Source organism: Streptosporangium sp. NPDC002524 (assembly GCF_040295985.1).
Classification (GTDB): Bacteria; Actinomycetota; Actinomycetes; order Streptosporangiales; family Streptosporangiaceae; genus Streptosporangium.
In genome coordinates this window covers 62,165-85,871 of sequence record NZ_JBEOWK010000003.1, presented here as the reverse complement: position 1 = coordinate 85,871, position 23,707 = coordinate 62,165, and the positions used below count along the sequence as shown (strand labels likewise).

The window sequence follows — 23,707 nt, the reverse complement described above, 5'->3', positions numbered from 1 at the left end:
GTCGAGAACGCGCCGCGGGCTCCGACGACCCCGTGAGGCGCCCAGCAGGGGGAAAGGGCGAGACCAGGCTGTCCGGCGTTCCGGCCGACCCGGACGGCGACCGTCTTCAGATGGTCGGGCTCGGCCAGGAGTATCTCGCCGCCGCGCGGCGATGACCTGTCGGGTGGACGACGAAAAGGAGAAGGACATGTTCCGGCAGACCAAGGCGTTCAGCGGGTTCGCGGTGGACGACGTCGAGACGGCGAGGAGGTTCTACACCGAGACCCTGGGACTGGAGGTGTCGGAGAAGAACGGCATGCTGACCCTGCACCTCGCCGGGGGCGGGATCGTGCTGGTCTACCCGAAGCCCGGCCACGTCCCGGCCTCGTACACCATCCTCAACTTCCCGGTGGACGACATCGACGCCGCCGTCGACGGGCTGGTCGGGCGCGGGGTGGTCTTCGAGCGGTACGACGGCTTCCCGCAGGACGACAGGGGTGTCATGCGGGAGGAGGGTCCCCCCATCGCGTGGTTCAGGGACCCGGCGGGCAACATCCTGTCCGTGCTCCAGGAGGGATGACCGGCCTGTGGCGTGAGTTGTCCCGCCCGGCCCGGCGGGCCGGGCGGGATCTCAGGCGCGCTTGGCGATGGCGGTGATGAAGGGCTGGACGAGCCGCGCGGCCAGCGGGCCGAACGCGGCGAGGATGAGGACGTACGCGGCGGCGAGCGGCCCCAGGTCGGGATGGACCCCGGCGGCCACCGCGAGCCCGGCGATCACGATGTTGAACTCGCCCCGGGGGATGAGCGCGATGCCCGCCCGCGCCTGACCGGCCTTGGCGATGCCCGCCCGGCGGGCCGCGTAGGCGCCGGTGAGCAACTTCGTGATCATGCTGATCAGGGCGAGCAGCGCGGCGAGCCCGGCGACCGGCAGGATCTTGGTCGGGTCGGTCTGCAGGCCGAAGAAGACGAAGAACACCGCGGCGAACAGGTCGCGGATCGGGGTGAGCAGCGCCTGCGCGTCCTCGGCCAGCTCGCCGGAGAGCGCGATGCCGACCAGGAAGGCGCCGACCGCGGCCGAGACCTGCAGCTGCTGGGCCACCCCGGCGACCAGCAGCGCGAGCCCGATGACCTTCAGCAGCAGCACCTCGGAGTTGGGGCTGGAGACGAACGCCTCGATGGCCTTGCCGTAGCGGAGCGCGACCAGCAGCACGACGCTGACCGCGGCCAGCGCGATCGCCACGGTGACCGCGCCGCTGGCGAGGCTCAGCCCGGCCAGCACCGCGGTGAGGACCGGCAGGTAGATCGCCATCGTGAGGTCCTCGAAGACCAGCAGCGACAGCACCACCGGCGTCTCGCGGTTACCGATCCACCCCAGGTCGGACAGGACCTTCGCGGTGATGCCCGAGGAGGTCGCGTACGTGACACCGGCCATGGCGATGGCGGCCACCGGGCCCCAGCCCAGCAGCAGCGCGGCGATCGCGCCCGGCGCGGCGTTGAGCACCAGGTCGACGACGCCCGCGCGCGCGTTGCCCTTGAGGCTCGTCACGAGCTCGTCGGCGTTGTACTCCAGGCCGAGGGTGAGCAACAGCAGGATGACGCCGAGCTCGGCGCCGACCGCGATGAACTCCTCGCTGGTGGCGAGGGGCAGGATGCCGCCGGTGCCGAAGGCGAGGCCGGCGATGAGATAGAGGGGGATGGGCGAGATGCCCACCTTCAGGGCGAGTGCTCCAAGTATGCCGAGCCCGAGAAGGACAGCACCGAGCTCAAGGAAGAGGATCGCAGTGTGCACCCGGTGCCCTACCCGCCGGAAAGGATGTCGGAGACGGCGGACGTGCTCTCCGGGCTGCCCACCACGACCACCACGTCGCCCTCGGCCAGGCCGAAGTCGGGGGCGGGGCTGGCGAACACCTGACCGTCGCGCACCACGGCCACGATCGAGGCGCCGGTGCGCGTGCGGACGCGCGCGTCACCCATCGGGCGGCCGGCGTACGGGGAGCCGGGCAGGATCGGCAGCTGCAGGCTGACCAGGCCCTCGACCTCGCGGTGCAGGTCGTTGAGGCGCTGCACGATGCGCGGGGCGCCGAGCAGCTCGGCGAGCGCGTCGGCCTCCTCGTCGTTCATCTTGATGGTCTCGCACGCGCGGTCGGGATCGTCGGGGTCGTATATCACCAGGTCGCGGCGGCCGGTGCGGTGAGAGACGATCCCGATGCGCCTGCCCGACCGCGTCGTGAACTCGTGTCGCAGTCCTATACCGGGCAGTGCCGTCTGCTCGACCTCCACCGTGCCAGCTCCTCCGCTTGCGTATGCGTTCGTCCTTTGCGGAAAACCTACCAACCGGGGATCGGCGGCGCGTTATCGGCTAAATCATGTATTTCCGATTGACTTTGTGGGTTATTTGCCGGACGATGAACGGGAACCCAGCCCCCGCCGTGAATGAGGTCTTCCGTGTCCGCTCCCGCCGTCGACGCGGGGATGCGACAGCGGGCCGTGCCGTCGCGGTCACGCGTCCCCCTGTCCTCCGCCGCCGCCTGGCAGCGTCTCGTCAGCCCCCTGGTCATCGTCGTCGTCTGGCAGATCGTCAGCGCCACCGGGCTTCTCCCGGAACGGCTCCTCGCCTCGCCCCTGAAGATCCTCACCACCGCCGCCGGGCTCGTCCAGGAGGGCGTCCTGCCCGAGGCGATCGCCGTCTCGCTCCAGCGGGCCGCGATCGGCTTCACCCTGGGCGCGGTCGCCGGAATCGGCCTGGCCCTGGTCGCGGGGCTCAGCCGCGTGGGCGAGAACGCCGTCGACCCGCCGTTGCAGATGCTGCGGGCGCTCCCGCTGTTCGGGCTGATCCCGCTGTTCATCCTCTGGTTCGGCATCGGGGAGATCCCCAAGGTGGCCCTGGTCGCCCTCGGCGTGCTCTTCCCGCTCTACCTCAACACCTTCTCCGGAATCCGCGGCGTCGACGGCAGGCTCGCCGAGGTGGCCCGGGTGCTGCGGCTGAGCCGTACGGAGACGGTCACCCAGATCGTCCTGCCGGGCGCGCTGGCCCAGACCCTCGTCGGCCTGCGGCAGAGCCTGGGCGTGGCCTGGCTGGCGCTGATCGTGGCCGAGCAGATCAACGCGGACGCCGGACTGGGATACATGATCAACAACGCCCGGGAGTTCCTGCGCACCGACGTGGTCGTCGTCGGCCTGATCGTCTACGCGATTCTCGGCCTGCTGACGGACGCGGTGGTACGCCTGCTGGAGAGGAGGGCCCTGTCATGGCGGCAGAATTTCCTGTCACGCTGACCTCGTCCCGTACCGAGGCTCCTGACCGGACCGAGGCTCCTGACCGCACGGAGACTTCCGGCCGCACGGAGACTTCCGGTCGGACCGAGGCTTCCGGTCGGACCGAGGCTTCCGGCCGGACCGAGGCTTCCGGTCGCACGGAGGCCCTTGACCGTATGGAGGCTCCCGGTCGTACGAAGGCCCTCGACCGTACGGAGGCTCCCGGTCGTACGGAGGCCCTTGACCGTATGGAGGCTCCCGGTCGTACGGAGGCCCTCGACCGTACGGAGGCTCCCGGTCGTACGGAGGCCCTTGACCGTATGGAGGCTCCCGGTCGTACGGAGGCCCTCGACCGTATGGAGGCTCCCGGTCGTACGGAGGCCCTCGACCGTGTCGGGCCCCGATCCGGTGCGGGGACCCGGCCCTCCGGGGAGACCTCGTCCGTCACCGAGACCCCGTCCCGTACGGCGGCCCCGGTGGCGGCCGTGCGGGGGCTCACCCGGGCCTTCGGGGAGCGGCGGGTCCTCGACGGGATCGACCTGGAGATCGGCCGGGGCGAGTTCGTCGCCCTGCTCGGCCGGAGCGGCTCGGGCAAGTCCACCCTCCTGCGGGTGCTCGCGGGGCTCGACCCCGGCGCCGAGGGCGAGGTCGAGGTCGGCGACACCGTCGCCGTGGCCTTCCAGGAACCCCGGCTCGTGCCGTGGAAGCGCGTCCTGACCAACGTCGCCCTCGGCCTGCGCGCCCCCGACCCGCGCGCCGCCGCGCTCGCCGCGCTGGAGGAGGTCGGCCTCGGCGGCCTGCGCGACGCCTGGCCGCTCACCCTGTCGGGCGGCGAGGCCCAGCGGGCCTCCCTGGCCAGGGCGCTGGTCCGCGAGCCCGGCCTGCTCCTGCTCGACGAGCCGTTCAGCGCCCTGGACGCGCTGACCCGCATCACCATCCACCGGCTCGTGCTCGACCTGTGGGCGAGGCACCGCCCCGGCATCCTGCTCGTCACCCACGACGTGGACGAGGCCATGCTGCTGGCCGATCGCGTCCTGGTGCTCGACGGGGGCGCCATCGCCCACGAGTCCAGGGTCGAGCTGCCCCGGCCCCGTCACCGTGACCACCCCGATCTTGTCGCACTGCGCTCCACCCTGCTCGACCAGCTGGGCGTCACCCCGGAAGGAACCGCATGAAACGTCGTCTCACCGCCCTGATCGCCGCCGCACTGCTCCTCACCGTCACCGCCGCCTGCGGGGCGGGGGAGGAGCAGAGTGTCCGCGCCGACGGCTCGGTCGATCTGTCCCAGGTGACGCTGCGCATCGGCGACCAGAAGGGGACGGGCCTGCAGGCGCTGCTGACCGCGGCCGGACAGCTCGACGACGTCAAGTACAAGGTGACCTGGTCCCAGTTCACCTCGGGGCCGCCGATCCTGGAGGCCATCAACGCCGGTTCCCTGGACTTCGGCGCGGTGGGCAACGCCCCGCCGGTCTTCGCCGCCGCGGCCGGGGCGAAGATCGCCGTCGTCGCGGTCGCGGAGAAGGGGGTCGGCGGCCAGGCCGTCGTCGTCCCGGCCGACTCGCCCATCAAGGCCCCCGCCGACCTGCGCGGCAAGCGCGTCGCCGTGGCCAAGGGCAGCTCCGCGAACTTCCACCTGCTGGCCGTGCTGAAGAAGGAGGGGCTGAGCTTCGAGGACATCCAGCCCCAGTACCTCCAGCCGCCGGACGCCCTCGCCGCGCTCTCCTCCGGCAAGATCGACGCCTGGGCCATCTGGGACCCCTACACCGCCCAGGCCGAGGCCCAGACCAAGGCGCGCATCCTGGTCGACGGCGAGGGCTACGCCAACGGCTTCGAGTTCCAGATCACCGGCAAGGACACCCTCGCCGACCCGGCCCGCACGGCGGCGCTGGGCGACTGGGTGGGACGGATCCGCAGGGCGCACGAGTGGGCCAACGGTCACCAGGAGGAGTGGACCAAGGTCTACTCCGAGCTCACCGGCCTGGACCCGGGGATCGTCGGCACCGCGATCAAGCGCAGCTCGTTCAAGGACCTCAAGCTCGCCGGGGACGTCGTCGAGCGCGAGCAGCTGGTTGCCGACGCCTTCAGCGAGGCCAAGCTCATCCCGGTGCCGGTGAAGTTCGCCGACGTCGTCGACACCCGCTTCGACGCCACCCTGGAGAACCCCTCGTGAGGCCCCTGGCGACGCCCCTCGCGACGTCCCTCGTGACGCCCTGCGCGACGTCTCTTCCGGGGTCCCTTCCGAGGTCCCTTCTGAGGTCCCTTGCGGGGTCCCTTTCGAGGTCCGGAGGCATCCTGTGAAGTTCCACTGGTTCCTGCCCACCGCCGGTGACAGCCGGGTCCTCACCGGGGGCGGCCACGGCCTCGCCAGAGGGCACGGCCGCTCCGAGGCGGCGGCGTTCCGCCCGCCGGACATCGAGTACCTGGCGCAGGTCGCCCGCTCCGCCGAACAGCTCGGCTTCGAGGCCGTCCTCACCCCCACCGGCACCTGGTGCGAGGACGCCTGGCTGGTCACCGCCGCGCTGACCCGCGAGACCGAACGGCTGAAGTTTCTCGTCGCGTTCCGGCCGGGCTTCATGTCCCCGACGCTGGCCGCGCAGATGGCCGCCACCTACCAGCGGCTCTCGCGCGGCAGGCTCCTGCTCAACGTGGTGACCGGCGGGGAGACCGTCGAGCAGGCCAGGTTCGGCGACCACCTGTCCAAGGACGAACGCTACGAGCGCACCGACGAGTTCCTCTCGATCGTGCGCGGCGCCTGGAGCGGCACCCCGTACGACTTCGAGGGCACGCACTACCGCGTCGACGGCGCGATGGTGTCCGAGACGCCCGACCCCGTCCCGGAGATCTACTTCGGCGGCTCCTCGCGGGCGGCGGGACCGGTCGCGGCCAAGCATGTGGACGTCTACCTCACCTGGGGCGAGCCCCCGGAGCAGGTGGCGAGGAAGATCGAGTGGGTTCGCGAGCTGGCCGAGGAGCAGGGCCGCAAGCTCCGCTTCGGCATCCGGCTGCACGTGATCACCCGCGACACCGAGCGCGACGCCTGGGCGGAGGCGGAACGGCTGCTGGCCGCCATCGACCCGGCCGACATCGTCTCGGCCAGGAAGCTGCTGAGCCGCAGCGAGTCGGTCGGCCAGAAGCGCATGCTGGAGCTGCACGAGGGCTTCGCCGGTGGCACCGCTCGCGACCTGGAGATCCACCCGAACCTCTGGGCCGGGGTCGGCCTCGTCAGGGGCGGAGCCGGGACCGCGCTGGTCGGCAGCCACTCCCAGGTCGCCGAGCGGATCGAGGAGTACGCCTCGCTCGGCATCGAGGAGTTCGTCCTGTCCGGCTACCCCCACCTGGAGGAGTCGTACTGGTTCGGCGAGAACGTCCTCCCCCGGCTCGCCACCGCCCCGGCCCCGAGATGAGAACGGAGCTCGCGACGGTGCTCGTCTCCGTCCGGTGGTGAGCACGGCCGTCATACCCGTTTTGAGATGAGGGCGGGGTGGTCGCTCGTCTTCGTCCGGGGTGAGCATGGCTGTCATGCCCGCTTTGAAGTGAGGGCGGAGTGGCTGCGGCGCTGCTCGTCTTCGTCCGGGATGAGTACGGCCGTCATGCCCGTTTTGAGGTGAGGGCGGGGTGATTGCGGCAGTGCTCGCCTCTCTCTGGAGGTGAGCACGTCCGCCACGCCCGCCTCGGGGACAACGCGACACCCGGGCGGTACGCCTTGCGCCCGGCTCCGGCAGGGAGGATTCTCGGCCCATGCCTGACGACCGCCCGTACGACATCGTGCTGTTCGGCGCCACCGGGTTCACCGGGGCGCTCACCGCGGACTACCTCGCGCGCCACGCCGGCCCCTCCCTGCGCTGGGCCCTGGCCGGGCGCAACCGGGCCAAACTCGAAGCGGTCAGGGAACGGATCGGCCTGCCCGAGCTGCCACTGCTGCACGCCGACGCGACCGATCCCGCCTCCCTGGTGGAGATCGCCAGGCAGGCGAGGGTCGTCGCGACCACCGTGGGTCCCTTCGTCTCCCACGGCGAGCCGCTCGTGGCCGCCTGCGCCGACGCGGGCACCCACTACGCCGACATCACCGGCGAGCCCGAGTTCGTCGACCGCATGTTCATCCGCCACCACGAACGGGCCAGGCGGACCGGGGCCAAGCTCGTGCACTCGTGCGGTTTCGACTCGATCCCGCACGACCTCGGCGCCTACTTCACCGTCAAGCATCTGCCCCAGGGCGTGCCGCTGGAGGTAAGCGGGTTCGTCCGGGCCTCCGGTGCCCCGTCGGGCGGCACCATGCACTCCGCCGTGATGGCGATCTCCCGCTTCCGGCAGTCGTCCGAGGCCGCGCGCCTGCGCCGCGAACTCGAAGAGCGCCCCTGGGCACGTCCCGGGGCCGGTTCCGGTTCCGCTTCCGAAGCCACGGCGAGATCCGAGGCCGCGATCACAGCGAATCCCGAGACAGAGACGGAGACGGAGACGGAGACCGAGACGGAGACGGAGACGGAGACTGCGGCCGGAACCGCGGTGGGGTTCGCACCTTCGGTCGAGGTCGCAGCGGCCTCCGGGGTAAGGAAGGTGCGCGGTTTGCCCGGATCGATTCGCTATGTCGGAGGCTGGGCCCTGCCGCTGCCCACGCTCGACCCGCAGGTCGTCGCCCGCTCGGCCCGCGCGCTGGAGTGCTACGGTCCCGACTTCACCTACCGCCACCATTTCGCGGTCAAGCAACTACCTGTCGCGCTGGGCATCGCCGCGGGGGCCGGGGCGTTCGCCCTGCTCGCCCAGATCCCCCCGGCACGGTCCCTGCTGCTGCGGAGCTTCGCCTCCGGCGACGGCCCCGGCGTCGAGCAGCGGGCCAGGAGCTGGTTCAAGGTCACCTTCCTCGGTCAGGGAGGTGGGGCGCGCGTCGTCACCGAGGTCGCGGGCGGTGATCCCGGCTACGGGGAGACCGCCAAGATGCTCGGCGAGTCGGCGCTCTGCCTGGCGACCGACAACCTGCCCGACGTGTCCGGCCAGGTCACCACCGCCGTGGCGATGGGCGACGCGCTGATCGACAGGCTCGTGCGGGCGGGCATCACGTTCAGGGTGCTGAGCGACTCGCGGAAGTAGGCGCCCGCCCGGGACCGGAACCCGCCATCGTCGGCCGGGCCGCTTCGCCGGAACGCGCCCGGCCGGAACCCACCGGGCTGGAACCCACCCGGCCGGAACCCACCCGGCAGGGAACCCACCCGGCCGGAACCCACCCGGCAGGGAACCCACCCGGCCGGAACCCACCCGGCAGGGAACCCACCCGGCCGGAACTCACCCGGCCGGTGACCCGCCCAGCAGGTGACCCGCCCGGCAGGGGACTCGCCGGGCTGGAAGGTGACCGGCCGGGACCCGCCGAGCAGGACTCGGCACGGCCGGGATTCGGCTCGACCGGGCCGAATTCGGCTGGAGCCCGTTTGGGCCCGTCACCCCTGGCCCGGAGGGTCACTCGGTCGCGGTGTGGAGCGGTGGCGCCTGCGGTAGGCGCGCTGCTGGCAGGCCCGTGAGCAGTAGGCGCGCGGGCGGCCCGCCTCCGCCCGGTCCATGCTCGTTCCGCACATCACACATGAGGCAGTTTCATCACGCTTTACATCACGCTCACGGACCAGTGTCTCGATGCCGTCCAGTACGCGCCGCAGGCCGAACTCGAAGGAGTCCTCCGGCTCGTCGTAACCACCGGCCTCCCAGATGTGAGTCAGCGTGGGGTAGTGGTGGAGCTTCTCGTACAGGGAGTCCCTGGCGCCCCACCACTCGTCCTCGGAGACCCCGGTGTGCCGCTCGATCCTGGTGGTCTCCGCGGCCCTGGCCGCCTCGCTGTCCACGAACCGGCCGACGAGGCCCACCACGGCGATCATCTCGGCGGGTCTCAGGCCGGTCCCCGCCACGGTGCTGAGCGCGTACTCGAAGTGGGCGATGGAGTTCGGGCCGGGGACGTGCCGGGTGCCGCGTGCTTCGGCCAGCCAGGGATGGCGGCGGCACAGCGCCCACCCGCGCCGCGCCCACCCCTCAAGCGCCTCGCGCCACCCCCGCGACGTGTCCGCCGAGACCCCGGCCGCTGTCCCGTCCGAGGTCCCGGCCGGTGTCCCGTCCGAGGCCCCGGCCGGTGTTTCGACCGAGGTTCCGGCCGGTGTTCCGACCGAAGTTCCGGCCGGTGTCCCGGCTGAGGCGCCGACCGGGGTCCCGGCAGGGGAGCCAACCGGGGTCCCGGCGGGGGAGCCCGCCGTGACGTCGCCCATCACCGCGTCGCACATCAGGTCGACGAGCTGTGTCTTGCCCGGTACGTGCCGGTAGAGCGACATGCTGGTGAAACCGAGCCGTTCGCCCACCCGGCGCATGGACAGCGCCTCGATCCCGTCGGCGTCGGCGATCTCGACGGCGGCGCGCACGATCGCGGCGACGCTCAGCCCCTGCCTCGGTGCCTGCCTGGGCGCGGCGTCCCATGACTCCCGCCACAGCAGCTCGACCGTCCGGTCCGGATCCTCCTTGGCGACCATCCGTCCTCCTTCGGTTTGACGCTCGACCCCAATATATGTTTATGCTGTATATCACTGTTTACATTATAAACGAGGAGTGCTCCTTGAACGAGCTCTACGTCTCCCCCTCGGGCGACGACGCCTGGCCCGGCACCCGGGAACGACCGCTCGCCACCCTCGCCCACGCCCGCGACCTGGCGCGTGACCTGGCCCGTGGCGCGGGCACCGTGGTCACCCTGCTGGCGGGCACGCACCGGCTCGCCGACACCTTCCGGCTCACCGAGGCCGACTCCGGCGTAACCTACCGGGCCGCGAGCGAGGCCGACGAGGCCGGCAAGATCGGCGAGGCCGGTGAGGTCGTCGTCAGCGGTGGCCGCAGGATCACCGGCTGGCGCGAGCAGGACGGCGCCTGGGTGGCCGAGGTCGGCGACCTCGACACCCGCCAGCTCTACGTCGACGGCCGCAGGGCCGAGCGGGCCTCGATCGACGCCCTTCCCGGGAACGCCACCAGAACCGACACGGGTTACGTCACCGACAGCACCGCCCCGCAGAGCTGGGGAAACCCCGGTGACGTCGAGTTCGTCCTGCGGGGCGTCTACCCGTGGACGGAGGCCCGCTTCGGCGTCGCCGCCGTCGAGGGGGACGAGCACTCGACCACCGTCACCATGGCCGAGCCCGCCTTCGGCTGGGCGGTCGAGCTCTACAACTCGGTCGTCCCGTGGGAGGGCGGCGGCGAGTCCTACGGCCCCGGCCTGCCGACCCGGGTGGAGAACGGCGCGGGCTTCCTGACCGAGCCCGGCACCTTCGTCCTCGACAGGTCCCGCCCCGGCCACCACCTCCTGCGCTACCGGCCGCGCCCCGGCGAGGACCCCGCGCGGACGGAGGTCGTCGCCCCCGTACTGGAGGAACTGGTCACGGTCACCGGTGCCCGCGACGTCGCCTTCCTGGGCATCACCTTCGCCGACGCCACCTGGATGCGGCCGAGCCGCCCCGAGGGCTTCCTGCACTACCACGGCACCGGCTACTACGACGGCGGCACCATCGAGAAGGTGTCGTTCGCCGAGGGGGCGTGGGTGACGGTGCCCGGCGAGTCGCTGACGATCCCGGCGAACGTCGTGTTCGAGGGCACCGAGCGGGTCACGATCGAAGGCTGCCGTTTCACCAGGCTGGGCGCCACGGCCCTGCGGTTCTCCGGCGGCGGCGGCGAGGTCCTGGTGCGGGGGAACGTGTTCGAGGACGTCTGCGGCGGTGGCGTCTCGGTCGGCGAGAGCCGCGGTGTCACGGTCGAGAACAACTGGGTCCACGACATCGGCCTGGAGTACTCCGGCTCGCCCGGCATCGCGGTGTCCGCGAGCGAGGACTCCACGGTCGCGCACAACCAGGTGAACGACGTCCCGCACTGCGGCATCGTGCTCGGCCCCGGCAAGAGCAGCCGGGTCCTGCGCAACCTCACCTTCAACACCCTCAAGGTGCTCGCCGACGGCGGCGGCGTCTACCTGTCGGGCCCGCAGGGCGACTCCCACGACAACGGCGCGGTGATCCGTGGCAACGTCGTGCGCGACACGCTCACGCCGTACAACTTCGCGCTCTACACCGACTACGGCGCCGCCTGGGTCACCGTCGAGGACAACGCCGTCCAGCGCGCGGACAACACCGCCACCCTGCAGGCCTGGCCGCCCCTGGAGAACGTCGTCTTCCGCGGCAACGTCTGGGACGCCGATCCCATGGGCTGGGACGCCCCCCCGGAGAGCGTGACCCTGGAGGGCAACGTGACGGTGGCCGACGAGAAGGACTTCGAGGCCCGTACGGCGGAGATCGCCGCGCGGGCGGGCCTGGAGCCCGGCTACACCCACCTGCTCGACCGGTAACCACCGGGGCCTCCGGGGCTCTCCGGCACTCCGGTCCCTCTGCCATCCCGGACTCTCCGGCACCCGGCGCTCTCCGGCATCCCGATCCCTCCCACCCCGGCCCCTCCGGCATCCCGGTTCCTCCGGCCCCGGTTCCTCCGGCATCTCGGATTTTCCGCCCCCCGGGCTCTCCGGCACCCGGGCCCCCGCCACCGGGGTGTGCCCGGGGCCGGGGTCTCCCGGATCGCACCGATGGCACGCCGATGGCACACCCTGCCATCTACCATTCAGCTGTGCAGAATGATGTTCTAAGGGCCGGGTCGCTCTCCCGTGCCGTGCTGGTCGCCTTCTGGGTCTGTTGCGCGGTGCACCTGGCCCTGGGGGTCGCCGGTGCCGCCCCGCTGGACTCCGTGACCAAGGCGCTGCTCATGCCGCTGCTCGCGGCCTGGGTGCTGGCACGGCGCGGGCCGCGCCCGCTGGTTGCGGCGCTCCTGCTGTCCTGGGGCGGTGACGTGGCCCTGGAGGTCGACGGCCTCTTCCTCCCGGGCATGACCCTGTTCGCCGCGGCGCACGTCTGCTACGTGACCTACTTCGTCCGGGAGGGAGCCCTCGGCGCGTTGCGGCGCCGCCCGGCGGTCCCGGTGGCCTACGCCGCCCTCTGGGTGGTCCTGATCCTCGTCCTCTGGCCCGGCCTCGGCGACCTGCGCCTGCCGGTGGCCGCCTACTCGCTGCTGCTGACGGCCACCGCGGTGACCGCGGCGGGCCACGGCCGGTGGATCGGGGCGGGCGGCGCGCTGTTCCTGCTCTCCGACACGCTGATCGCGTTCGAGCTGGCGGGCCTTCCCCGCCTTCCGGCGCACGGTTTCCTGATCATGGCCACCTACCTCGCGGGCCAGTACCTGCTCGCCTCGGGCATCGTCGGCCGTTCCCGTTCCCAGCCCCTTCCCCCTCCCCGAAACCCGCCCGCGCGGAACGAACGCCCCGGCTCTCTTGGAGAAGCCTTGGGGCCCGTATGAGCGTGAAGGCGAGCCGGGCGCGGTAGGAGACGGAGTAGTCCCGGCGCCCGTACGCGGGCACGGGCCGCGCCACGTCCGGTCGCGAGTTCCGGCGACCGTGACACGGCTCGGCGCGAGGCGAGCCGACGCCCCGGGCGCCAACCGGGAAGCGCCGGAGTCGCCACCGGGTGACACCGACAAACCAATGGGCGACAGGCCCCGGCGACGGCTCGTCGAGTCCGGGACCGGCCCGAGCCCTAGGAGAGTTCAGCCATGCAAATGCCCGCGGTCAACGAGTGTCAGGTCGAGGCGTGCGCGTACAACACGGCGCACACCTGCCACGCCCTGGCCATCACGGTCGGCAACAGCAGCCACGCGGAGTGCGAGACCTTCTTCAAGGTCGACTCGAAGGGCGGTGACCCGTCCGCCACCGGTCACGTCGGCGCCTGCAAGATGGCCAAGTGCCAGCACAACGTCCAGTACGAGTGCCAGGCCTCCGGCATCGTCGTCGGCTACGCGCAGAACGACATCGACTGCCTCACCTACGCGCCCGCCTGACGACCGGCGTCGGGCAGAGCGTCCGGATCCGCATGCGGCACCGCTCCCCACCCGGCTGGGCGCGGTGCCGGAAGTCGTCCACGCACGGCTCCGGCGCCTTTCGAAGCAGGAGGCGGTCATCCGGGTACGGTCCGCGCTCACCGGAGCGCGGGACCATGTCGACGGCGTCGAGCGGGCGTGTGCAGGCATGTGCGGGCGCGTGCGGGTCGTCATATCAGGTTCGCCTCTCGCGGATGCCCGGCAGGTCATCCCCCTGCGCGACGGTCGGGCCGCCACGTTGACAGGTGTCGAAAACAAATCTCGACCGAATTCGTCAGTCGCCCACACGGAGGTTACGAAAGGCCGTGGCCGGGGATTGTCGTCTCCGATGCTCCCGATACAACCTGGTCTCCAGCTTGACGCGAGATAAACGCGTTATGAGACACTAAAAGGCCAACTCTCCTGTCGAGAGGTGAGCGTGGCCGTCAACGATCGCAGTAAGAAATTAGCGAATCAGATCATCCTCGCGGTCTTCCGTGTCTTGCTGCCGGGCACGGCGACCCGGGTCCAGGGTCTCTCCGACATCGCGAATCTGGTCTTCACCGGCCAGGAGGAGAAAAGGGCGAGGGCGGCGTTCGAACGTAGTCTGCGTGATGCGAAGGACCTGCTGGTCGAGCGCCTGAACAGGTTCGAGCTGGTGGAGTTCAGGCGGTTGGAGACGGCCGAGAGGGATCTGGCGATAGAGGGTGTGTGCGAGGCGCTGGAGTCCTTCAGGATCGACCGTGATGATGTCATCAGGCTGAGGTTCGTCCACGGCGACATCGCAGCCCGCCTGCGACCGGCCGTACACAAAAAATGGCGCAGGGACCTGCTCTCGGAGGACGCCACCGAATACGGTGAATGGTTTCTGCAGTTCGCCTGCCAGTACATCGTCGCACTGACCAAGAAGTTGCCCGATTTCCACAACGAGTTGATCGTCGACACCTTCGTTCTGGCGCAGAAAACCTACGAGCTGCTTGAGGACGGGATAGAAGGCGTCGTCCTTCCGCATTTCCGGCAGGGCACACCGAAAGAGACGAGCGCGTTCGAGGCGCACTACGCGTCGGACATCATCCACACCTACAAGAACATGGAGCTGTTCGGTCTCGATCTGCCGCTGGAGCTGCAGAAGCGACCGATCGACATCGGCTACATCATCCTCATGGCGGAGACGGAGAGCGCGCACGCCGCCCCTGTCGACGAGTGGATCGGCGAGATAGCCGCTCATCCGAAGACGTTGCCACGGATCGTCATCAGCGGCGCGGCGGGCTCGGGAAAGACGACGATCAGCCAGTGGCTCGCGGTGTGTGCCGCGCAGCACTCCTTCCCCAGGGCGCTGCAGAACTGGAACGGCCTGGTCCCGTTCGTCGTTCAGCTACGCGTGGTCTTCTCCGGAGCCGGGCGGATCTACCCGAAAGAGGAGGCGCTGATTCTCGCCTCGTCGCACCGGGGGAGCGAGGTGCCCGGCGACTGGGTCTCCTCGACGCTGAAGTCGGGCAAGGCGCTGATTATTCTGGATGGTTTCGACGAGCTCTCCGAACTGCACCGGAGCGATTTCTTCATCTGGCTGGAGAAACTGCTGACCGAATATCCGGACGTGCGTTACGTGGTGACCTCGCGCCCCGAGGGAATCAGCCTGCCCTGGTTCACCAGGCAGCGTTTCTCCCTGCTGCGGCTGCTTCCGATGCAGCTCGGGCACATCAAGCTGTGCGTGAACGCGTGGTTCGACTCGCTGGTGGCCTACGAGTCCCAGGAACGGCGCGACCATTATCGCGGGAGGCAGCAGGCGCTGCTCCGGGACATCAGCAGCCGTATCTCCGTGCGTGAGATCGCCGAGACGCCGCTGTTGTGCGCGATGCTGTGCGCGTTCTACGCCGACAACCTCTCCGACAACGCGCCGAAGAGCCGTGGTGAACTTTACGAGAGGGTTATCAAGGCGCTCGTCGACAAACGCGAGAAAGGTCGCAGATCACTGCGCGGTGTGGCACTCGAATTCAGCGAGCGGGACAAGCTCGACCTGCTGGAGTCGATCGCCTGTCATCTGACCGAACACTCGGCGACGAGCATTCTCACCGACGACCTCAAAACGACCCTCGGTCCGGTCCCGTCACCGGCTGTCGGCGGTCTCCTCCCGGCCGAACGGCCACCCCTGCTGCTGCCCGCCAAGACCGTGCTGGAAATCGTCGAGGAATGCCTTCCCGGCATGATCAACATCACCGTCGGCGCCAAGGAGGCGGTGCGAATCCTGGTGAACAGGACAATCGTCTTCCGTGAGGTCTCGCCCGGCGAGGCCCAGTTCTCCCACCGCAGTTTCCAGGAGTATCTCAGCGCGCTCGGGTATGCCCACGCGGGTCGGACCGACAGCCTCGTCCGACACATCACCGACCCCGGCTGGCACCGGGTGATCGCCTTCGCCGCCGGAGTGTTCGACAGACCCTCGGTCAACCTGCTGATCAACAGCATCCTCGATGTGGCGGAAGACTCCTACGACGACCAGCGGCGGTCGCTGCTGCTGTTGGCCGCCGAGTGCATCTCCGTGGGCCGCCGGGTGGAGAACGCCAGCGCGGCCAGGGCGCGTGAGGCGCTCACCGCGATCCTTCCGCCCCGTTCCATCGAGGAGGCCGAACTGATCGGGGGAGGCGGTGAGGGCATGATCCGGTGGCTGTCCAGATATACGGACCAACCACCGCAGACCCAGGCCGCGTGTGTTCATGCCGCCGCCGTCCTGGGCGGTGACGACGGCCTGGAGGTCATCGCGCAGTACGCGCGGACAGCGGGCGAGCAGGACGTGGTCGACGAGATCATCAGGTGCTGTGAGCGGTTCGAGGTCGACGACTACGTCGACCGGGTGCTTTCGCACCTGCCGCTCGACGACGTGACCGTACACGTCACGTCGGAAAAGCTGCTCGCCCGCGTGGGCCGCCTGGTCGGGCTCACCCGGCTGCACGTCGACGTGGGCCACGGGCCCCTGGACTTCCGGCGGTGGCACGCCTTGACCAACCTCACCGAACTCGACTGCGGCGGACATCGGGAGATCGCGTCGCTCGCGGGCATCGAGCGGTTGAGCGCCCTTCGCAGGCTCAACCTGTCCGGCGTCTCCGGGCTGGACGAGCTGCGTTCCCTGGTTCACCTGGAGGAGCTCTATCTGGCCGGATGCGGCAAGCTGAAGGATCTGGGCCACTTGTCGGAATTGAGTAGATTGCGCATTCTCATTCTCGACGGCTGCACCAGGATCCAGGACTTCAGCGCCATCCGCGCCATGCATGAGCTGCGCACGCTCTCGCTCAACGGCTGCGGATTGACCTCGCTCGACTTCTGCCATGACCTGCCGGAGTTACGCACGCTACGCGCGATGAGCCGTACGGGTGTCTCCGACACCGGGGAGTTGGATCGCTGCCAGAACCTGCACCGGCTGGAGCTCCGGCTGGCCGGGAAAAGAGAGACGCCGTTGCGTTTACCCGGCAGCGGCAGGCTGAGGAGCCTGATCCTGAGAGGCGCGGTGACAGCGGCCGACCTCACCGCACTGGCCTCAACCCCGAACCTGATCGAGTTACAGGCCGACGACGTCGAGGGGCTGTTCAGCCTCTCGTGCCTGTCCGAGCTGAACGGCCTGAGGAAGCTCATCCTGACCGACTGCCGCACCCTGCGTGACTGCGAGGGGATCAGCCACCTCACGAATCTGGTCGAACTGGATCTCAGCGGCTCGGGCATCCGGCATCTGGAGTTCGTGCGGCACATGACGGCCCTCACCCAGATCCGCCTGGACGGCTGCGAACGCCTCGAAGACATCAGCGTCCTCCGTGAGGCGCCCAACCTCCGGCACGTCAGCCTCAGGGGCAGCCTCGTCGCCGAGATCGACACGATCCTCGACCGCGGCCAGGTGGTCGTCGACTACGACCCTTACTACTCCATAATCACCGCTGACACGAACACCGGCTGATGACCCCTGACCCCTGACCCCTGACCCCTGAAGCCGACCGGACCGCTGCCGCGCCGGACCGCTGCCGCGTCCGGCAAAGGAAGAACCGCGACCATCTCCCCGCCGTCCTCGTTCAGGACCGGGCGGCCCGGCGTGAGGTGATCACGTCGATGACGGCCACCACCAGCGCGACCAGCACGAAGGCGATGGTGACCAGCAGCGAGTGCCGGAACGCCGTCGCGTAGTCGCCGTGCGAGGAGGCGACCTGGGAGAAGAACACCGAGCCGATCGCCGCGATGCCCACGGCGGCGCCGATGCGCTGGCCCGTCTGGAGCACGCCCCCCGCCGAGCCCGCCCTGGCGACCGGCACCTCGGACAGGGTAAGCGTCTGGTTCGGGGAGATCACCAGGCCGCTGCCCAGACCCGCGACGAGGAGCGGCAGCGCGATGGCCCAGGCCACGTGCGTACCGGGGACCAGCTGTACGGCGAGCGCCGTGACGGCGAGGAAGACCGCGACCAGCACCAGCCCGGCCACCACCAGGGGACGGCCCAGCCGGGTGACGATCCGGCCGCCGAACAGGGCCGCCACCGCCGACCCCCCGGCGAACGACGTGGTCGCCAGCCCCGCCTCCAGGGCCGAGTAGCCCAGGCCGTTCTGCAGGTACAGGGTGAGGATGAAGAAGATCGCGGTGAAGCCCGCGAAGTAGAGCGCCCCGACCAGGGCGCCGAGCGCGTACGAGCGCCTGCGGAACAGGGACAGGTCGACCATCGGCTGGTGGTGCCGCCCGTAACGGCGCTCCCAGGCCGCGAAGACGGCCAGCATGGCGAGCCCGCCGAGCAGGGACGGCCACTTCGCCGAGGCCCCCCACTCGTGCCCCTCGACGAGCGGCAGGAGCACCAGCACGACGCCCGCGGCGAGCAGCAGCACGCCCACGGGGTCCATGCTCTCCCTCGGCCGCGGCTCCCTCGCGGCGGGCCGGATGTAGCGGTACGCCAGGAGCACGGCCAGGACGCCGATCGGGATGTTGACATAGAAGACGAGGCGCCACCCGTCGGTGCCGCCGCCGAGGTTGATGAGCACCCCGCCGAGCAGCGGGCCGATCGCGGTCGAGACGCCGATCACGGTGCCCAGCATCCCGAACGCCCTGCCTCGCTCCGCCCCCCGGAAGAGCTGCTGGATCAGCCCGCTCACCTGCGGATTGATCACCCCGCCCGCCAGCCCCTGCACGAGTCTCGCGACGACCAGCAGGGTCGGGTTTTCGGCGATCCCGGCCGCCGCGCTGGCCAGGGTGAACAGCACGACACCGAAGACGAACGCGTTGCGCCGCCCGTACATGTCGCCGAACCGCCCGGCGGGGACCAGGATGAGCCCGAAGGTGAGCGCGTACCCGGACACCACCCACTGCAGGGCGCTCTGCGGGGCCTCCAGGCCGGTACGGATGGAGGGCAGCGCCACGTTGACGATGCTGACGTCCAGCAGGGTCATGAAACCGGCGACGAGGCAGACGCTCAGCGCCTTCCAGCGGCGCGGATCCGCCCCTTCCCGATCCTGGGTGGAGGTCGCCCCGTCAGGTCCGGTGCTCATCGGGCCGCGCGGGGGAGCGGTGTCCCGGTCCGTGAGCGGCTGAGGATCGTCATGACCGCATCGTTCCCCGTATCGGGGCGGCCTCTCCAGATTTCAGCAGCGCATACGTGCCCTTTTCTGACTTCCGAATCACCGTTCGTCATCCGGGCCGGAACGGCTCCGGCCCTCGCGGTCGCGTCCGCGAGGGCCGGAGCCGTCTCACCCGGGTGATCGTCTCACCCGGATGAGCGGGTCACCCGGGTGAGCGGGTCACCGAGAAGCGCGGCGGGCGGCCCCATCACCGCCCGCCGCACCGGTCCGTCCGGGTATGGCCACACCTCGGCCGGTGAACCCCCCGGCCGGTCGATCTCCCGGACGGCGTGGTCACCGTCGGCGCGGGAGGCCGTCCCGTGTCACGGGCACGACACCTCGCCGCTGGTGGCCGGGACGTTCACCGCGCTCCAGGCGGCCTTGACCGCGTTGACCTCGACGCAGCCGCTCGGGTAGAGCGACCTGGCGGCGGCCACGGTGGCCCTCCGCGCCTTGGCGTGCGTCCACGGGGCGGTCTTGGTGTTCAGACCGGCCTGGAAGATGCGGCCGGCCTTCTGGATGCCGATACCGGTCAGGCTCGTCGGACCCGAGCAGACGGAGCTGGCCGGCTTGCCCACCGGGTTGGTGCCCTCGGCGAGCAGGTAGAACCAGTGGTTCTGCGGCCCGGCCGCCGCGTGCACCGCGGTGGAGGGGATGGACGAGCTGTAGCAGTTCGGGTGCCCCTTGGCCGAGGGGTTGTACATGTTGCGGATCTCGCCCGAGCCGCTCAGGTTGACCTCCTCGCCCACCAGGTAGTCCGGCGGGTCGAGGGAGGCGGGCTGGTTGGCGTAGTGCTCGGTCAGCGCGCCGAAGATGTCACCGGTCGACTCGTTGAGGCCGCCGGACTCGTTGCCGCTGCCCCCGCTGCCGCCGGAGTACTGGAAGATGCCGTGGCCGTACTCGTGACCGACCACGTCCATCGGGGTGGCCTGCCTGGTGTTGGCGCTGTTGCGCCCGAAGCTGGTGTAGCTGCCGTTCCAGTAGGCGTTGACGGCGCTCAGGCCGACCCGGGCCGGGAAGGCGCCGCCCGAGCCGTTGAACCCGTTGCGGCCCAGCCAGGCGCTGAGCATGTTCCATTCCGTCTGGGCCGCGTACAGCGCGTCGACGCAGGCGGTCTCCAGGTTGGTGCCCGAGCCGTTGCCCCACGAGTCGTCGGTCCCGGTGTAGGCCGAGCCGTTCTGGCCTCCGCAGCGCAGGCCGGGGCGGGTGGTGTCGGTCATCGAGTACGAGCTGCCCGAGCCCGAGGTCTGGATGGTCACCGGGTTGCCGTTGTAGTAGCTGTTGCCGGTCCCGGCGTGCACGTCGTCATAGGAGTCGACGATCGACCCGTCGAGGGCGTCCACGAAGACGTGCAGGACGCTCGGAGCCTCGGCGGTGGCGCCGGTGACGACCACCTCCCAGGCCAGTTTGGGCGTCGTGGTGGTCGCGTGCACGAGCAGCTTGGGCGCGGCCACGCTCTCCACGGTGGGCAGTTGCGCGCGGGCGGTGGCGGCCGCGGTCGCGGCGTCCACCTTGCTCGTGACGTCGATCGTGATCCTGGCCTGCTGGCCCGAGGTCACGGACCCGACGAGCTCTCCGGCACGGTCGGTGGAGACGACCACCTCACCGCCGTAGACCGGCAGCCCGCGGTAGGTGCGCGCGTAGGTCAGGTACTGCAGGCCGTAGGCGCCGGAGATGTTCCTGGACAGGGTGAACTTCTCGTTCTGTCCCTTGAGAACGGCCTCCGACCTGGCGGCGAGGGTCGCGTTGGCGGTGGTGACCGCGCGGCTGCGCGACTCCGCGTCCGGCGGTGCGAACACCGGCGGCTCGGCGGAGGCGGTACGGGCTGCGGCGGCGTCCGCCGGGGTGGCGGCGTTCACCGCCGTGGGGGTGGTCATGGCGGCGACGGCCAGTACGGCCACGGCGCCAAGCTTGACCTTCGGATTCACGCGGGGTGACTCCTCTCGGTGTCCCTTGGGGGGTAGGAGGGATGCAAGGAGCCCTAAGAGTCCGGGCTCCATAAAGTTGGCATCGAGAAGGGCCGCTGAGTACCTAGCAAAATTCCATAACGCGGTGATATGGGCTGGGATACACCCTCCGGTAGCCCGCTCACCTGCGCGGGAGCGTCACATGCCGCCCGCGGCGTACGCAACGATGGCCCGTTCCGGAAACGCGCCGGGCCGCACGGCGGACGCCGCCGTCCCCGAAAAGCGGCGAGGTCGTGTGATGTACGTCGCAATTTCGGTAATGCGTCAGGGCCGGGTGGCGGGTCGCCTTTCCGGGAACGTGCCAGGGCCGTATACGTCGTTTCGGAAACGCGTCGGGGTGGTGTGGCGGGTTGTCGCGGTCTCGGAACGCGCCGGGGTCGTGCGGCGTCGCAGTTTCGGGGGCGCACCGGGGACGTGCGGCGGGCGTCGCCGTTTCGGGGGCGCGTCAGGGCCGTGCGGCGGACGTCGCGACGGACCGGTATCGCGAGGGCGGGACCCCGTACCGGTCGACGAACGCCTGGCGCAGGGTCTCGGTCGTCCCGAAGCCGCAGCGGACCGCCACGCCGGTCATCGGCAGGGAGGTCGAGGTCAGGAGGTACGCGGCGGCCTCGGTGCGGACCTGCCGCACGAACCGTCCCGGCGCCTGCCCGAGGTGCTCCATGAACAGCCGGGTCAGATGCCGCTCGCTCACGCCCGCGCCGTGCGCCAGCGCGGCCGTGCTCAGGTCGGCTCCCAGGTGCCCCGTGACGTACTCGGCAACCTGTTTGACCAGGCTGTTCTCGGGCGAGGGCGAGGCGGTGAACATGCTCATCTGCGCCTGGTCGCCGGGTCGCTGAAGGTAGGTGACCAGGGAGCGCGCCACCCGCCGCGCCAGCTCGGCGCCGTGGTCCTCCTCGACGAAGGCGAGGGTGAGGTCCAGGGCGCTGGTGACCCCGGCCGCCGTGTAGGTGTTCCCGTCACGGATGAAGATCGGGGCGGGGTCGACGGAGACCTTCGGATGGCGGGCGGCGAGGATCTTCGCCGACTGCCAGTGGGTGGTGGCGCGCCGCCCGTCGAGCAGGCCCGCGGCGGCCAGCACGGCGGCACCCGTGCACACCGACGCGACGCGGCGGCTCTCGCGCGCCAGGCGGCGGACGTGACCGAGGATCGACCGGTCGCCGGCGGCCGCCTCGTGTCCGACACCTCCCGACACGATGAGCGTGTCGAGCGGCCCGGCGAGCCGTTCGAGCGTCTCCTGGGCCTGGAGCGTCAGGCCGGTGCCGCAGGTGATGGCATTTCCGCCGGGGGTGGCCAGGCGCACGTGGTAGGCGGGGGCGGCACCGTGCAGGTTCGCGTTCACCAGGGTCGTGGTCACGCAGGCGATGTCGAGCAGCTCCGCCGCGTCGTACCCGATGACGGCGACGCGGCGTTCGGACATGGGGGGACCCTATGCCAGAACGGACACGAGTCCCAGATTTCCGGACCTGTGCGACCGCATCCCTTGGAGCGCGTCCGGTACGGCGACACAGTTGGGCCATGACACAGACAGCACCGGCCAACCGCCGCCGATGGGGCCGCTTCGCCTGGCACTACGTCGAGATGGTCATCGCGATGTTCGCCGGGATGTTCGTTCTCGGCATGCTCCTGTCGGCCGCGGGGCTCGGCTTCTCCCACGACCGGCAGCCCGAGCTCGCGTACCTGCTGATGGCGTTCGACATGTCCGTCGGCATGGCCGCGTGGATGCGCTACCGGGGCCACGGCTGGGCTTCCACCCTGGAGATGTGCGCCGCCATGTTCGTCCCCGTCGTGCCGCTCTTCCCGCTGCTCTGGCTGGGGGTCATCGACGGCGGGGCGCTCATGATGATCGCCCACGTGGCGATGTTCCCGCTGATGCTGGCCGCCATGCTCCGGCGCCTCGACGAGTACGCGGGCTGCGCGGACTGAGACCGGTGACCGCCCGGACCGTGTTCCCCGCGGGGGCTGGAACAGCCTCCGGGCGGTCGCCCTCCCGGACCACCCGAACCGCGCCCGTCCGGCAGGGCCTTCCCGTACGGAATCCTGAGCGGGTGCCTTCGGGTGATCCTTCCGTGGGAAGGGCGCGCGGAGGACTCTGCATACTTACGGGCATGGAAACACACGTCACCGACGCGGTCGTGGGAGAGCTGACGCTCACGCTGGATCGAGACGGCGGTACCGTGCGCGTCGAGGGCGACGCGATCCCCCCGGTCGTCGTACGCCGGTCGGACGAGGCCGTCGCGCAGCGGCACATTCCCATCGGCACCCGCGGTCCCGACCGGCTGACCATGACCCTCGGCGGCGCCCCCGTCCCGCTACGCCCGGGGCCCGGCCGCGTCACACGCCACTCCTACCGGGCCGAGGTGGACCACGCGGGGGTCGTCTACACCCTGATCCCCACCTCCGAGGAGTCCAGCTCCCTCTTCCGCGGTGAACACCACCTCGGGAACCTCACCACCCTCGCCGACGGCGAGGTCAGGGCCGAGTGGGTCGCCGCCCCGACCCCGGAGGAGGCCGCCATCGGCTACGCCCTCGCCGTCTCCTTCGGCAGCGGGGCGGAGCATCCCCTGCTGGCGATCGTGAGCATGTTCACCTTCTGAACCGGCCGGTCCGCTCACGCTCCCGGCGCGAACGGCCACGAAGGGACCCACGAGGGGACCCCGACCGATCAGGCGGCGCCAGGCGGTCCGCGTCGGGAGGGGAGGATCCGCTTCACGGGCAGGCGTCAAGGGGCCCGCCGGGCGGGCGCTCAGCCGGTGGCGTGTTCCCAGTAGGGGTCGCGGTAGAGCATGACCGAGGTGCCGCGGAGCAGCTGGTCGGGGGCGGAGATCAGCACGAGCTCGCCTGGCCTCCAGGCCGCGTAGCAAGACAGCGGGGGGTGCGACTGAGCCGACCGGTTGATGCCCTGGAAGCTGGCGATGGTGAGGTACGCCCAAGTTCCCAACGTCCCAAGCTCCGGGTTCACTTGATCCGCACAGATCAACTACAACCGCAGAGCTTGAGCAATCTATCTGTGAACTCGACTCACGATGTCACTGGTTTGTG

The 23,707-nt window shown here is 70.4% G+C and carries 20 protein-coding genes; 13 read left to right on the top strand and 7 right to left on the bottom strand.

Going from position 1 to position 23,707, the window contains the following annotated elements:
- Positions 1-32 precede the first annotated feature (32 nt).
- Both ABT053_RS05225 and ABT053_RS05220 read left to right on the top strand, forming a co-directional pair.
- On the top strand, positions 33-155 hold the full coding sequence (locus ABT053_RS05225; protein ID WP_350967607.1) for a hypothetical protein: 123 nt from the start codon (positions 33-35) through the stop codon (positions 153-155).
- Between the two features lie 8 nt (positions 156-163).
- Positions 164-559: a VOC family protein gene (locus tag ABT053_RS05220; RefSeq protein WP_350967606.1), complete on the top strand. Its 396-nt coding sequence runs from the start codon at positions 164-166 to the stop codon at positions 557-559.
- Positions 560-610: 51 nt separating this feature from the next.
- Here the strand turns inward: ABT053_RS05220 and ABT053_RS05215 are convergent, their stop codons facing one another.
- Positions 611-1,768 (bottom strand): cation:proton antiporter, encoded by a 1,158-nt coding sequence (locus ABT053_RS05215; protein WP_350967605.1) that lies wholly within the window; start codon positions 1,766-1,768, stop codon positions 611-613.
- 8 nt (positions 1,769-1,776) lie between these two features.
- Entirely contained in the window at positions 1,777-2,259 is a 483-nt protein-coding gene (locus ABT053_RS05210; protein ID WP_350967604.1) for a cation:proton antiporter regulatory subunit, read from the bottom strand.
- Between the two features lie 165 nt (positions 2,260-2,424).
- Between ABT053_RS05210 and ABT053_RS05205 the strand changes: the two genes are divergently transcribed.
- The 5 genes from ABT053_RS05205 (at position 2,425) to ABT053_RS05185 (ending at position 8,319) form a co-directional block, all read left to right on the top strand.
- Positions 2,425-3,255, top strand: coding sequence for an ABC transporter permease (locus ABT053_RS05205; protein WP_350967603.1), 831 nt, complete (start codon positions 2,425-2,427; stop codon positions 3,253-3,255).
- Positions 3,256-3,554: 299 nt separating this feature from the next.
- Positions 3,555-4,409, top strand: coding sequence for an ABC transporter ATP-binding protein (locus tag ABT053_RS05200; protein ID WP_350967602.1), 855 nt, complete (start codon positions 3,555-3,557; stop codon positions 4,407-4,409).
- Entirely contained in the window at positions 4,406-5,404 is a 999-nt protein-coding gene (locus ABT053_RS05195) for an ABC transporter substrate-binding protein (protein ID WP_350967601.1), read from the top strand. Before ABT053_RS05200 ends, ABT053_RS05195 begins: the two co-directional genes overlap by 4 nt.
- Positions 5,405-5,528: 124 nt before the next feature.
- On the top strand, positions 5,529-6,638 hold the full coding sequence (locus ABT053_RS05190) for an LLM class flavin-dependent oxidoreductase (RefSeq protein ID WP_350967600.1): 1,110 nt from the start codon (positions 5,529-5,531) through the stop codon (positions 6,636-6,638).
- Between the two features lie 334 nt (positions 6,639-6,972).
- The gene (locus tag ABT053_RS05185) at positions 6,973-8,319 is read left to right on the top strand and encodes a saccharopine dehydrogenase family protein (protein WP_350967599.1); all 1,347 of its coding nucleotides are present in this window, start codon (positions 6,973-6,975) and stop codon (positions 8,317-8,319) included.
- 344 nt (positions 8,320-8,663) lie between these two features.
- Here the strand turns inward: ABT053_RS05185 and ABT053_RS05180 are convergent, their stop codons facing one another.
- Positions 8,664-9,731 (bottom strand): TetR/AcrR family transcriptional regulator, encoded by a 1,068-nt coding sequence (locus ABT053_RS05180; protein WP_350967598.1) that lies wholly within the window; start codon positions 9,729-9,731, stop codon positions 8,664-8,666.
- Positions 9,732-9,814: 83 nt separating this feature from the next.
- Between ABT053_RS05180 and ABT053_RS05175 the strand changes: the two genes are divergently transcribed.
- The 4 genes from ABT053_RS05175 to ABT053_RS05160 all read left to right on the top strand — a co-directional run bounded on the left by ABT053_RS05175 (position 9,815) and on the right by ABT053_RS05160 (position 17,068).
- Positions 9,815-11,578, top strand: coding sequence for a right-handed parallel beta-helix repeat-containing protein (locus ABT053_RS05175; RefSeq protein WP_350967597.1), 1,764 nt, complete (start codon positions 9,815-9,817; stop codon positions 11,576-11,578).
- 272 nt (positions 11,579-11,850) lie between these two features.
- Positions 11,851-12,573: a lysoplasmalogenase gene (locus tag ABT053_RS05170; RefSeq protein WP_350967596.1), complete on the top strand. Its 723-nt coding sequence runs from the start codon at positions 11,851-11,853 to the stop codon at positions 12,571-12,573.
- A 252-nt stretch (positions 12,574-12,825) separates the two neighbouring features.
- Positions 12,826-13,110 (top strand): DUF1540 domain-containing protein, encoded by a 285-nt coding sequence (locus ABT053_RS05165; protein WP_350967595.1) that lies wholly within the window; start codon positions 12,826-12,828, stop codon positions 13,108-13,110.
- 457 nt (positions 13,111-13,567) lie between these two features.
- A complete protein-coding gene (locus ABT053_RS05160) occupies positions 13,568-17,068 on the top strand; it encodes an NACHT N-terminal Helical domain 1-containing protein (protein ID WP_350967594.1) in 3,501 nt (1,166 codons plus the stop codon).
- Positions 17,069-17,180: 112 nt separating this feature from the next.
- Here ABT053_RS05160 and ABT053_RS05155 read toward each other — a convergent pair whose 3' ends face one another.
- From ABT053_RS05155 to ABT053_RS05145, 3 genes are all read right to left on the bottom strand, one after another.
- Positions 17,181-18,632, bottom strand: a complete 1,452-nt coding sequence (locus tag ABT053_RS05155; protein WP_350967593.1) for an MFS transporter — start codon at positions 18,630-18,632, stop codon at positions 17,181-17,183.
- 392 nt (positions 18,633-19,024) lie between these two features.
- The gene (locus ABT053_RS05150) at positions 19,025-20,629 is read right to left on the bottom strand and encodes a M4 family metallopeptidase (RefSeq protein WP_350967592.1); all 1,605 of its coding nucleotides are present in this window, start codon (positions 20,627-20,629) and stop codon (positions 19,025-19,027) included.
- A gap of 484 nt (positions 20,630-21,113) precedes the next feature.
- Positions 21,114-22,085 carry a GlxA family transcriptional regulator gene (locus ABT053_RS05145; RefSeq protein WP_350967591.1) on the bottom strand — a complete coding sequence of 324 codons (972 nt, stop codon included), beginning with the start codon at positions 22,083-22,085 and terminating at the stop codon, positions 21,114-21,116.
- A 98-nt stretch (positions 22,086-22,183) separates the two neighbouring features.
- Here ABT053_RS05145 and ABT053_RS05140 point away from each other — a divergent pair, with 98 nt between their 5' ends.
- Both ABT053_RS05140 and ABT053_RS05135 read left to right on the top strand, forming a co-directional pair.
- Positions 22,184-22,591 carry a hypothetical protein gene (locus tag ABT053_RS05140; protein WP_350967590.1) on the top strand — a complete coding sequence of 136 codons (408 nt, stop codon included), beginning with the start codon at positions 22,184-22,186 and terminating at the stop codon, positions 22,589-22,591.
- 182 nt (positions 22,592-22,773) lie between these two features.
- Complete coding sequence (locus ABT053_RS05135; protein WP_350967589.1) at positions 22,774-23,262, top strand: hypothetical protein; 489 nt, start codon at positions 22,774-22,776, stop codon at positions 23,260-23,262.
- Positions 23,263-23,411: 149 nt separating this feature from the next.
- Here ABT053_RS05135 and ABT053_RS05130 read toward each other — a convergent pair whose 3' ends face one another.
- Positions 23,412-23,606: a hypothetical protein gene (locus tag ABT053_RS05130; protein ID WP_350967588.1), complete on the bottom strand. Its 195-nt coding sequence runs from the start codon at positions 23,604-23,606 to the stop codon at positions 23,412-23,414.
- Between the last annotated feature and the right edge of the window lie 101 nt (positions 23,607-23,707).

Bases quoted from the DNA above. Each gene is read 5' to 3' on its own strand.
- ABT053_RS05200 (WP_350967602.1), top strand. From the start codon at position 3,555: ATGGAGGCTCCCGGTCGTACGGAGGCCCTCGACCGTATGGAGGCTCCC.
- ABT053_RS05195 (WP_350967601.1), top strand. From the start codon at position 4,406: ATGAAACGTCGTCTCACCGCCCTGATCGCCGCCGCACTGCTCCTCACC.
- ABT053_RS05185 (WP_350967599.1), top strand. From the start codon at position 6,973: ATGCCTGACGACCGCCCGTACGACATCGTGCTGTTCGGCGCCACCGGG.
- ABT053_RS05180 (WP_350967598.1), bottom strand. From the start codon at position 9,731: ATGGTCGCCAAGGAGGATCCGGACCGGACGGTCGAGCTGCTGTGGCGG.
- ABT053_RS05165 (WP_350967595.1), top strand. From the start codon at position 12,826: ATGCAAATGCCCGCGGTCAACGAGTGTCAGGTCGAGGCGTGCGCGTAC.
- ABT053_RS05155 (WP_350967593.1), bottom strand. From the start codon at position 18,632: ATGAGCACCGGACCTGACGGGGCGACCTCCACCCAGGATCGGGAAGGG.
- ABT053_RS05145 (WP_350967591.1), bottom strand. From the start codon at position 22,085: ATGTCCGAACGCCGCGTCGCCGTCATCGGGTACGACGCGGCGGAGCTG.
- ABT053_RS05140 (WP_350967590.1), top strand. From the start codon at position 22,184: ATGACACAGACAGCACCGGCCAACCGCCGCCGATGGGGCCGCTTCGCC.
- ABT053_RS05135 (WP_350967589.1), top strand. From the start codon at position 22,774: ATGGAAACACACGTCACCGACGCGGTCGTGGGAGAGCTGACGCTCACG.